Origin of the sequence: Achromobacter sp. UBA5777 (genome assembly GCF_002418565.1) — a bacterium.
Lineage (GTDB): Bacteria > Pseudomonadota > Gammaproteobacteria > Burkholderiales > Burkholderiaceae_B > Achromobacter > Achromobacter animicus.
This window is the reverse complement of the sequence record NZ_DIEJ01000208.1, coordinates 18,934-28,159: the sequence shown is the minus strand read 5'-3', so window position 1 is coordinate 28,159 and position 9,226 is coordinate 18,934. Positions and strand designations below refer to the sequence as shown.

At 66.8% G+C, this 9,226-nt stretch carries 10 protein-coding genes; 8 read left to right on the top strand and 2 right to left on the bottom strand.

Annotation, left to right across the window (positions count from 1 at the left end):
• From B3446_RS17265 to B3446_RS17255, 3 genes are all read left to right on the top strand, one after another.
• The coding region (locus B3446_RS17265; RefSeq protein WP_291383675.1) for an acyl-CoA dehydrogenase family protein at positions 1–369 on the top strand (369 nt) is incomplete at its 5' end.
• A 6-nt stretch (positions 370–375) separates the two neighbouring features.
• Entirely contained in the window at positions 376–1,395 is a 1,020-nt protein-coding gene (locus B3446_RS17260; protein ID WP_291383673.1) for an acyl-CoA dehydrogenase family protein, read from the top strand.
• Between the two features lie 39 nt (positions 1,396–1,434).
• Positions 1,435–2,205: a spermidine synthase gene (locus B3446_RS17255; protein ID WP_291383671.1), complete on the top strand. Its 771-nt coding sequence runs from the start codon at positions 1,435–1,437 to the stop codon at positions 2,203–2,205.
• Positions 2,206–2,229: 24 nt separating this feature from the next.
• Here the strand turns inward: B3446_RS17255 and B3446_RS17250 are convergent, their stop codons facing one another.
• Positions 2,230–2,391 carry a hypothetical protein gene (locus tag B3446_RS17250; RefSeq protein ID WP_291383670.1) on the bottom strand — a complete coding sequence of 54 codons (162 nt, stop codon included), beginning with the start codon at positions 2,389–2,391 and terminating at the stop codon, positions 2,230–2,232.
• Between the two features lie 241 nt (positions 2,392–2,632).
• On the opposite strand from B3446_RS17250, the gene B3446_RS17245 reads away from it, so the two are divergent.
• From B3446_RS17245 to B3446_RS17225, 5 genes are all read left to right on the top strand, one after another.
• The gene (locus B3446_RS17245) at positions 2,633–3,385 is read left to right on the top strand and encodes a GntR family transcriptional regulator (RefSeq protein ID WP_191575763.1); all 753 of its coding nucleotides are present in this window, start codon (positions 2,633–2,635) and stop codon (positions 3,383–3,385) included.
• Positions 3,336–4,652 carry a malonyl-CoA decarboxylase domain-containing protein gene (locus tag B3446_RS17240; RefSeq protein WP_291383668.1) on the top strand — a complete coding sequence of 439 codons (1,317 nt, stop codon included), beginning with the start codon at positions 3,336–3,338 and terminating at the stop codon, positions 4,650–4,652. Before B3446_RS17245 ends, B3446_RS17240 begins: the two co-directional genes overlap by 50 nt.
• A 52-nt stretch (positions 4,653–4,704) precedes the next feature.
• Positions 4,705–5,514: an enoyl-CoA hydratase/isomerase family protein gene (locus B3446_RS17235; protein WP_291383666.1), complete on the top strand. Its 810-nt coding sequence runs from the start codon at positions 4,705–4,707 to the stop codon at positions 5,512–5,514.
• Between the two features lie 4 nt (positions 5,515–5,518).
• Complete coding sequence (locus tag B3446_RS17230) at positions 5,519–7,060, top strand: malonate--CoA ligase (protein ID WP_291383664.1); 1,542 nt, start codon at positions 5,519–5,521, stop codon at positions 7,058–7,060.
• A 199-nt stretch (positions 7,061–7,259) separates the two neighbouring features.
• Positions 7,260–8,231, top strand: a complete 972-nt coding sequence (locus B3446_RS17225) for a Bug family tripartite tricarboxylate transporter substrate binding protein (RefSeq protein ID WP_175123645.1) — start codon at positions 7,260–7,262, stop codon at positions 8,229–8,231.
• A 32-nt stretch (positions 8,232–8,263) separates the two neighbouring features.
• On the opposite strand, the gene B3446_RS17220 is transcribed toward B3446_RS17225, so the two are convergent.
• The gene (locus B3446_RS17220) at positions 8,264–9,220 is read right to left on the bottom strand and encodes an aldo/keto reductase (RefSeq protein WP_291383661.1); all 957 of its coding nucleotides are present in this window, start codon (positions 9,218–9,220) and stop codon (positions 8,264–8,266) included.
• Between the last annotated feature and the right edge of the window lie 6 nt (positions 9,221–9,226).

The window sequence follows — 9,226 nt, the reverse complement described above, 5'->3', positions numbered from 1 at the left end:
GACCCGCACGGCCGCGTGCCGGCGTCGTCGGCATCGGTGCGCCACCGTTGGGCGCGGCTGGCGGCCGACAGCCACGTGCTGGCGCTGAAATCCCAGCGCGCGCTCGCCGCCGCGATGCGGGGCGATCCGCCCGGACCGGAAGGATCGTCCACCAAGATCCATTGGAGCGAGGCGCACCAGCGCCTGCTCGAACTGTCCATGCAATTGCTGGGCGAGGACGGGTGCCTTGGCGTGGATGCAGCCGACACCCGCGCGGCGTCCCTGACGCACGCCTATTTATGGTCGCGGGCCGAAACCATTCTGGCGGGCACGTCCGAGATCCAGCGCAACATCATCGCCGAGCAGATGCTCGGCCTGCCCAAGGGCTGACCGTAAATGAATCTGCATTTGAGCGAAGACCAGCGCATGCTGCGCGACGCCGCGCACCGTTTCCTGGCGCAGCGCCATCCGGTGGCCGTGGCGCGCGGCGCCTGTCATCAAGATGCGCCGGCCCGCCAGGCGCTGTGGCGCGATCTGGCCGAACAGGGCTGGCCCGCCTTGCTGGCGCCCGAGGCACAAGGCGGACTCGGCTTGGGCATGCGCGAGGCCTGGATCGTCGCCGAGGAAGCGGGGCGCCATCTGCTTAGCTTGCCGCTCGTATCGAACATGGTGCTGCTGCCGACGCTGTGCGAGGCGGGTGGGGCGATCGCGCAATGGGCCGGCGACATGATGACCGGCGACACCTGGTACGCCGACGCGACGCTGCGCCCCGACGGGTCGGCCTTCATCGAAGGCGCCGGCGAGGGCGTGCGCGCGCTTGCCGTGCGCGAGACCGGTCCGGCGTCCCTGCGGCTGGATATGCTGTCGCCCGTGACGGGCGTGGCGGGATTGGATCCGACCATGCGGGTCGCGGTGGCGGCGCATCCCGCGGTCCTGGAAAGCGCGGATGTCCAGGTAAAGCCGGGTACGTGGAACCTGCTGCGCACGCGTCTGCGCCTGTTGCGGTCGGCGGAAATGCTGGGGGCGGCTTCGGCGGCGTTGGACATGGCCGCGGCATACGCCCGCGAGCGCCAGCAGTTCGGCCGCGCCATTGGCGCCAATCAGGCGATCAAGCATCGGCTGGCCGAGGACTGGATGGCGATGGACGATGCGCGGCTGGCGGGCTGGGCGGCGGCATCGGCGCTGGATGACCGCGCGGCGTCGGCGGCAACCGATTGCCTTTTTGCGCCGCTGCTGGCCGTTGAAGCCAGCCGCAGCGCCACCCAGAACGCGATCCAGGCGCATGGTGCGCTGGGGGTGACCTGGGAGTGCGATGCGCATCTGTACCTGAAGCGCGTCCTGCGGCTGTCGGCCGCCCTTGAAGCAGAAGTGTCTGGCCCGGACCTGCTCGAGCACATCTGGGAAGCGGCGGCGTAATCGGCGGCAGGGAGGGGCGGCCGGCCTACAATCGCGCCCATGTACAAATCCAACTTCCCCTCCGAACTCGACCAGCCGACGCTTTCCGAAGTCGACGGCATCCGCTATCTGCACTTCAATACCGAATGGGTGCAGGGCGCGATGAACATCAAGAGCCCCGCCGATCTGGTGCTGGAATACACCGCGCAGATGATGGCCTGGCTCCTGTTCCTGGAGCCCCCGAAGGAAGAGGCCATCGGCATGCTGGGCCTGGGCGCCGGGTCGCTGGCGCGGTTCTGCGCCAAGCACACGCGCGGCCCGCTGCTGGCCGTGGAATGGAACCCGCGCGTCACCGCCGCCTGCCACATGTTCTTCCGCCTGCCGGGCGCGAACCGCTTGCAGGTCGAACACACCGACGCCGGCGCGTGGGTGGCCGATCCGCTGAATGCCGGGCGCTGCCCGGTGCTGATGGTGGACCTGTACGACGCGGCGGCCGAGGGCCCGGTGCGCGATTCCGTGAAGTTCTACCGCGACTGCCGCCGCGTGCTGGGCGACGTCGGTATCCTGGCCGTGAACCTGTTCGGCCGGCACGAAAGCTTCGGCAAAAACATCGACAACCTGTCCAAGGCGTTCGACGACCGCATCGTGCTGCTCCCCGAAGTCGAGGCCGGCAACCAGATCGTCCTGGCGTTTTCCGGCCCCAGCCTGGCGATCACCCCGGCAGAACTGCTGGCGCGCGCGGAGATCGTGGAAGGGAAGTACGGGCTCCCGGCTCGCCGCTGGGCGCGATCGTTGACGCGGCATGCGGTCGACGGGGTTCTGCATTTTTGATGGATGCACGCGCCAGTGTGGCGCTCATTCCGAATCTTCCCGGTCCATCGATTCGACCTGCGTGAACACGTCTACCGCCGGGATGGTTCGGCCTTCTTCGATCTCTTTGCGGCCATTTGCAAGCAGTTGAAGTAGGGCCCAGGTCTGATCCGCAGCGATGCGGCGTTCAAGGAACAAGATAATCATTTGGGCGGTGCATTGCAGGGACTGTCCCTGGAATGGTGGGCGCGATCTGCCTGTTTGCGGCGGTAATCCAGTCCGGTTTCTGCGTTGGCTCCGGCGGCAGTGTGTCGTGGGAGCCCTCACAGTGCATCCATCGGCTGTTAGGGAAGGTCCCAATCCGCCCCGGCTTTACCTTTCTCCACCCCCAGGTCTATCATCGGCTTATTCATAATTATGAATTACGGCATTTACCCGCCGTCTGCCCATGACCCTACCCATCGTCCGGCAAGCCTTGTACCTGGAAGTCGCGGACCGCCTGCGCGGCATGATCCATGCGCGGTCGCTGCGTAACGGCGAATGGATCGATGAACTCCGCTTGGCAGGCGAAATGGGCATTTCGCGCACGCCGCTGCGCGAGGCGTTGAAAGTGCTGGCCACCGAAGGGCTGGTCCGGCTGGAACCCCGCCGCGGCTGCTTCGTCAATGAACTGTCCGCCCAGGATCTGGAAGACATCTTCCCGCTGATGGCCATGCTGGAAGGGCGCTGCGCCTTCGAGGCCGCGCGCAAGGCCACCGACGCGCAACTGGCCGAACTGGAACCGCTGCACGCCGCGCTGGCCGGCCACGCCAAGGCGGGCCGCATCGACGCCTACTACAAGACCAATTACCTCATTCACGAAGCCGTCCAGGCGCTGGCCGGCAACCAGTGGCTGTCCGACATGGTGGGCAACCTGCGCAAGGTGCTGAGCCTGTCGCGCCATCGCAGCCTGTCCCGGCCCGGCCGCATCGACCAGTCCTGCGCCGAACACCTTGCCATCTTCGAGGCCTTGAAGGCCCATGATTCCGACGCCGCGCAGGCGCTGGCGCACACCCATCTGATGCGCCAGCTTGAAGCGCTGCGCGTCCTTAGCAACGAAGACGCCGCCGACGCGGCGCCGTCCGATCCCATCGTCATCGAGGAGCCCGCCCATGTCCGCACCCGCCAATCTCGCGCCCGCGCGCGGCGCACGCACGCCTGAGCCCGAGGCCGATCTGGTCGATGCCGCCGCCGCGGCCGAAAGCGCCAGCCTGATCACGCGGCTGGGCCGGCTGTGGGAGCGGGGACGTCTGCCCAGCGAATCCGAAGTCCGCCGCCTGTTCGAGGCGCGCCTGACCGATGTGGCCGCCAACAAGTTGGCGCGCCGCTGGTGCGAGCAATACACCGCAGCGGACGGCAAGGACCGCCGTCTGATGCTGGCCGCGCTGGCGCAGATCCGCGCCACGTATGCGGGCGATGGCGGCGAGGGGGTGCGCCTCTTCAAGCGGTTCAACGCCCAGCCGCAAGGCCTGCGCTTTCTGGTGGAACTGCGCGCGGACATGCTGCGCTGGCGCAAGCAGGTGTCGGGCATCCAGTCGCTGGACAAGGAATTGGAAGGCCTTTTGTCGGCGTGGTTCGACGTGGGCTTGCTTGAACTGCGTCCGCTGACCTGGGATTCGCCCGCGTCGCTGCTGGAAAAGCTGATCCTTTACGAGGCCGTCCACGAGATCAAGTCCTGGGATGACCTGCGCCACCGCGTGGCGCCTGATCGCCGCTGCTATGCGTACTTTCACCCGCAGATGCCGGGCGTGCCGCTGATCTTCGTGGAAGTGGCCTTTGCCAGCCAGATGGCCGACAACGTGCAGGTGCTGCTGGACAGCACGCTGCCGCCGCAGGATCTGGACAAGGCGCGCTGGGCAATCTTCTACTCCATCTCGAACACGCAACCGGGCCTCAAAGGCATCAGCTTCGGCAACTTCCTGCTCAAGCGCGTGGTCGAGCAGCTGCTGGAAGAGCTGCCCAAGCTGAAGGCCTTTGCCACCTTGTCGCCGATTCCGGGCTTTACCGATTGGCTGGGCAAGCAGGACGCGCAGGCCGTCGAGGCGATCGTGCGCGAAGACAAGACGCGTGCCAAGGACCGCCAGCGTGAAGGCGTGCCGGACGGACAGCGCTGGGTCGCGCGTCTGGCCAAGGCTGCGCAGGGCAAGGCGCCCGACGTGGTCAAGCGCGCCGGTTTCCGGCTGGCGGCCTGCTATCTGCAGTCGATGAAGAACGGTTTGCCGGTCGATCCGGTGGCGCGTTTTCACTTGGGCAACGGCGCGCGGATCGAGCGCCTGAACTGGGCGGCGGACACCTCGCCCAAGGGGCTCAAGCAGTCGTGCGCCATGATGGTCAATTACCTGTATGACCTGGACGAACTGGACACCAACCTTCAGCGCCTGAACGACGGCAAGCCGCAGATCAGCCGCGGTGTGGGGCGCGTGGCCTGACCGCCGGACACACGGCGGCGGGTTCCTGATAACTACAACAAGGGCAGGGGACATGACGGAGAACGTGGCAGGCCAGAGCCAAGGCCAAGGCAGTGTTCGGCTCGATCGCGACGGGCATCTGGCCGGGGTGACGCTATCGCATCCGGGGCGCCTGAATGCGATCACGGTGGGCATGTGGCGCGAACTGCGCGATGTTTTCACGCGGATCGCGCAAGATGATGCCCTGCGCTGCGTGATCGTGCGTGGCGAGGGCGGCAACTTCGCCGCCGGCGCCGACATCCGCGAGTTCCCCGCTGAACGCGCCGATCTTGCTGGCGTGCAGCACTATCACCGCGAAATCCTGGCGCCCGCGCTGCGCGCCGTGGCCGAATGCCCGCAACCGGTCATCGCGCAGATCGAGGGCGTGTGCGTGGGCGGCGGGCTGGAAATCGCCTGCCAGTGCGACCTGCGCATCGCCGGCGCTTCGGCCCGTTTCGGCGTGCCGATCAATCGCCTGGGCTTTCCGATGGCCCCCGATGAAATGCGCGGCCTGCTGGCGCTGGCCGGCCGGGCCGCGACGCTGGCCATCCTGCTGGAAGGCCGGGTGTTCGGCGCTGCCGAAGCCAAAGACCTGGGCCTCTTGACCCGCATCGTCGACGACGGCGACGTAGCGACGTCCGCCCGCCGCAGCGCTGACCGCATCGCCCAGGGCGCGCCGCTGGCCGCCCGCATCAACAAGCGCTTGTCCGCCAGGCTCGCCACCGGCGCCGCCTTGACCGAGGACGAGTATCGCGATTATTTCTCCTATGCCGAAAGCCGGGACCACAGAGAGGGCGTGCGCGCCTTCCTGGCCGGCGAAGACCCTTCCTTTTCCGGAGACTAGACAGGTGAGCAACGCCAACCTATACGCTGTCCTGCAAGGCGGCTTTCCCAAAGACCGCAGCAAAGTCGCGCTGGAAACGCCCGACCTCCAATACACCTGGGACGATATCGACCGCGCGACCGCGTGCCTGGCGAACCTGCTGCAATCGCTGAACCTGCCCGAGGGCGCGCGCGTCGCCGTGCAGGTCGAAAAGTCGCCCGAGGCGCTGCTGCTGTACCTGGCCACGCTGCGCGCCGGCCTCGTGTACCTGCCGCTGAACACCGCGTACCGCGAATCCGAAATCGAATACTTCCTGGGCAACGCCGAGCCGTCCGTGGTGGTCTGCGCCAGCAAGAACCTGGACTGGGTCAAGCGTGCCGCCGACAAGGCCAACTGCCCGCACGTCTACACGCTGGACGAGGACCGCACCGGCACGCTGCTGGACGCGGCCGGCGGCCTGTCGCAGACGTTCAAGACCGTTGAAAGCAAGCCGGACGACCTGGCCGCCATCCTGTACACCTCGGGCACCACGGGCCGCAGCAAGGGCGCGATGCTCTCGCACGGCAACCTGGCGGCCAACGCGCGCACCCTGCATGAGTACTGGGGCTGGCGCGAGGACGACGTGCTGCTGCACATGCTGCCGATCTTCCATGTGCACGGTCTGTTTGTCGCGTCGCACGGCGCGCTGCTGGCGGGCGCGCGGATGATCTGGCTGCCCAAGCTGGACGCCGACCAGGCGCTGCACTATCTGCCGCAAAGCACCGTGATGATGGGCGTGCCGACCTACTACGTGCGTCTGCTGGCCGATCCGCGCTTCAATCGCGAGGTCTGCGCCAACATGCGCCTGTTCATCTCGGGCTCCGCGCCCCTGCTGGCCGAAACGTTCTCCGATTTCAAGGAACGCAGCGGCCATCCCATTCTTGAGCGCTACGGCATGAGCGAAACCGTCATGCTGACCTCCAACCCGTACGACGCCGCGCTGGGCGAGCGCCTGGCGGGCACCGTCGGCCGGGCCTTGCCGGGTGTGGATGTCCGGGTGGTCGACGACGCCGGCAAGCCACTTGCACCGGGCGAGATCGGCAATGTGCAGGTGCGGGGTCCCAACGTGTTCTCGGGCTACTGGCGCATGCCGGAAAAGACGCGCGAGGAATTCACTGAAGACGGCTGGTTCAAGACCGGCGACGTGGGCCGCTGGGGCGGCGAGTCCGCCGGCCGCACGGCGCCCGACGACTATCTGTCGATCGTCGGCCGCAGCAAGGACCTGATCATCTCCGGCGGCTACAACGTGTACCCCAAGGAGATCGAGACGCTCATCGACGATATGCCGGGCGTGTCGGAGTCGGCGGTGATCGGTGTGCCGCATCCGGACTTCGGCGAGGCCGTCGTGGCGGTGGTGGTGCCCAAGGACGGCGCGACGCTGGACGCCTCGGCCATGCAAGCGGAGTTGAAGAGCCGCATCGCCAACTTCAAGGTGCCCAAGCGCGTTCATATCATCGACCAGCTGCCGCGCAATACGATGGGCAAGGTTCAGAAGAACGTGCTGCGCGACACCTACAAGGCACTGTAGTCCATACCGAAGCCGGTCCCCGCGGGGCCGGCTTTTTTCCACCGCATTCTGTCACCGCGTTTATTTACCGCAGCCAAGGAGAAGCATCCCCATCCAATGCCCCGATAAGACCTGCCCGCCGCATTCAGAAGAAAAAATATCTCAGCGACGAGACGCCAGAAAACAGGCGCCGTCCCCCGATGCAGCAAGAGGAGACAAAATGACTTATCGCACCACCGCCGCGGCCGTGTTCGCCGTGGCAGCCCTGGGTTTCGGCGGCGTTGCCGCCGCGCAATGGCCCGAACGCCCCATCACGCTGATCGTTCCGTTTCCCGCCGGGGGCGGCACGGACACGTTCGCCCGTCCGCTGGCCGCGCAGCTCACCACGCAGCTTGGCCAGACGGTGGTCATCGACAACAAGGGCGGCGCGGGTGGCACCGTGGGCGCCGGCGTGGCGGCCAAGGCCAAGCCCGACGGCTACACGTTCTTCATGGGCGGCGCACACCATGCGCTGGCGCCTTCCCTATACAAGAGCCTCAGCTACAACATCCAGAAGGATTTCGTGCCGGTCGCCCTGGTGGCGCAGCCGCCGCAGGTCGTCGTCATCAACGCAAGCAAGCTGCCGGTCAAGACTTTGCAGGAGTTCATCGACTACGCAAAGAAACGCCCTGGCGAAATCAACTTCGGCACGGCAGGCAAGGGCAGCACGCACCATCTGGCCGGCGAGCTGTTCGCGATGCAGACGGGGGTCAAGCTGGTGGACGTGCCGTATCAGGGCGCGGGTCCCATGCTGTCGGCGCTGATCGGCGGTCAGGTGGATCTGGCGTTTGACGGCCTGGGCTCGTCGGCTGGCCACATCCGCGCCGGCGCGATCAAGCCGCTGGCCGTGGCCGCCACCGAGCGTTCGCAATCGCTGCCCGACGTGCCCACGGCCGCCGAAGCCGGCGTGCCGAACTACGTGGTGTCGACCTGGTATGCGATCTGGGCGCCCGCGGGCACGCCGAAGGAAGCCACGGAAAGAATGGCCGCCGAGATCACGAAAGCGCTGAACACGCCCAAGCTGAAGGAGACCTGGGCGGGCAACGGCACCGGCGTGCCCACGCTGACCGGCGCCGAGTTCGGCAAGTTCGTCGACAGCGAAGTCCAGCGCTGGGCCAAGGTCGTCAAGGACTCCGGCGTGACGTTGGACTAAGCGGCTGGACTAAGCGGCCGGGCTAAGCGCCCTCAGCGCCAATCGCTGGCCTGGCTCAGCCGGGCCAGCTGGTCGCGCGTCAGCGTCAGGCTGGCGGCCTTGACCAGTTCGTCCAGCTGGGCGAGCGAGGTGGCGCTGACGATGGGCGACGTAATGCCCGGCTGCGCGATCTGCCAGGCCAGCGCGGCCTGCACGGGCGTGCAGCCGGCGTCCTCCGAAACCTCGTCCAGCGCCTTCAGGATGCGGTAGCCACGATCATTCAGATACGTGTCCACGATCTTCTTGCCGCGCGCGCTCTTGCCTGCGTCTTCGGGACCGCGGTACTTGCCGCTGAGAAACCCGCTTGCCAGCGCGAAATAATTGATCGTGCCCATCTGCTGGGTTTTCACCAGGCTTTGCAGGCCGGATTCAAAGGGCTCGCGGGTGTACAGGTTGTACTCGGGCTGGATGCTTTCGTAGCGCGGCAGGCTGTGCCGCTCGCTGGCAATCAGCGCTTCCGACAGCCGCACCGCCGTGTAGTTGGACGCGCCGATCGCGCGCACCTTGCCCGCTTCGATGTGCTTGGCGTATTCGGCCAGCGTGTCGGTCAGCGGCGTGTCCGGGTCGTCCTGGTGCGATTGGTAAAGGTCCACGTAGTCCGTCTGCAGGCGCGCCAGCGATGCGTCCAGCGAGCGGCGGATGTAGGCGGGCGACAGACCTTTCTGGCCCGGCCCCATCTCCATGCCGACCTTGGTGGCGATCAGCACCTGGTCGCGCTTGCCCGATCGCTTGAGCCACTTGCCGATCAGGGTTTCGGATTCGCCGCCCTGATTGCCGGGGACCCAGCGCGAATACATGTCGGCCGTGTCGATGAAATTCAGGCCGGCGTCCACCAGCGCATCCAGCAAGGAAAAGGTGCCGGCCTCGTCGACGGTCCAGCCGAAGACGTTGCCGCCGAAAGTGAGCGGGGGAACCTGCAGGCCGGATCGGCCCAGTGCGCGTTTGATCATGGTGGC

Coding starts and splice junctions, on each gene's coding strand:
- B3446_RS17260 (WP_291383673.1), top strand. CDS start 376: ATGAATCTGCATTTGAGCGAAGACCAGCGCATGCTGCGCGACGCCGCG.
- B3446_RS17255 (WP_291383671.1), top strand. CDS start 1,435: ATGTACAAATCCAACTTCCCCTCCGAACTCGACCAGCCGACGCTTTCC.
- B3446_RS17250 (WP_291383670.1), bottom strand. CDS start 2,391: ATGATTATCTTGTTCCTTGAACGCCGCATCGCTGCGGATCAGACCTGG.
- B3446_RS17245 (WP_191575763.1), top strand. CDS start 2,633: ATGACCCTACCCATCGTCCGGCAAGCCTTGTACCTGGAAGTCGCGGAC.
- B3446_RS17240 (WP_291383668.1), top strand. CDS start 3,336: ATGTCCGCACCCGCCAATCTCGCGCCCGCGCGCGGCGCACGCACGCCT.
- B3446_RS17235 (WP_291383666.1), top strand. CDS start 4,705: ATGACGGAGAACGTGGCAGGCCAGAGCCAAGGCCAAGGCAGTGTTCGG.
- B3446_RS17225 (WP_175123645.1), top strand. CDS start 7,260: ATGACTTATCGCACCACCGCCGCGGCCGTGTTCGCCGTGGCAGCCCTG.
- B3446_RS17220 (WP_291383661.1), bottom strand. CDS start 9,220: ATGATCAAACGCGCACTGGGCCGATCCGGCCTGCAGGTTCCCCCGCTC.